Origin of the sequence: Streptomyces coffeae, assembly GCF_016741875.1 — a bacterium.
GTDB classification, from domain to species: domain Bacteria; phylum Actinomycetota; class Actinomycetes; order Streptomycetales; family Streptomycetaceae; genus Streptomyces; species Streptomyces coffeae.
This window is the reverse complement of the sequence record NZ_JAERRF010000201.1, coordinates 1-438: the sequence shown is the minus strand read 5'-3', so window position 1 is coordinate 438 and position 438 is coordinate 1. Positions and strand designations below refer to the sequence as shown.

The following is a 438-nucleotide window of genomic DNA, read 5'->3' as shown; positions in this document are numbered from 1 at the left end:
CCTGATCGAACACCGGGAACGCCCCGGCCAGCTCCAGACCCATCCCCGAACGCTGCGAACCCTGCCCCGTGAACAGAAACGCCGCCTGTCCCGCGACACCGGACTCCGCCGACACCTCGCCCAGCCGCGCCAGCAGTTCGTCCCGGTCACCGGCCACCATCACCGCCCGGCGGTCCAGCGGCGCCCGCGTGGTCACCAGCGAGTACGCGGTGTCCACCACCGACAGATCAGGCCGGGACACCAGATGGGAACGCAAGCGCGCCACCTGCGCGCGCAGCGCCGTGTCCGTCCGTGCGGACACCACCACCGGCAGCGGAGTCGCGGGCGCGGTCCGCTCCTCGGCCACCAGCTCCTCGGCCGGAGCCTCCTCGACGATGATGTGCGCGTTCGTACCGCTCACACCGAACGACGACACACCCGCACGACGCGGACGCCCGT

1 protein-coding gene is annotated in these 438 nt (G+C 72.1%); it reads right to left on the bottom strand.

The annotated features are described in order from the left end of the window. Positions 1 to 400: CurL C-terminal domain-containing protein (locus JK363_RS41670; protein ID WP_307822135.1), on the bottom strand; the 400-nt coding region annotated here is incomplete at its 3' end. Positions 401 to 438: the final 38 nt, after the last annotated feature.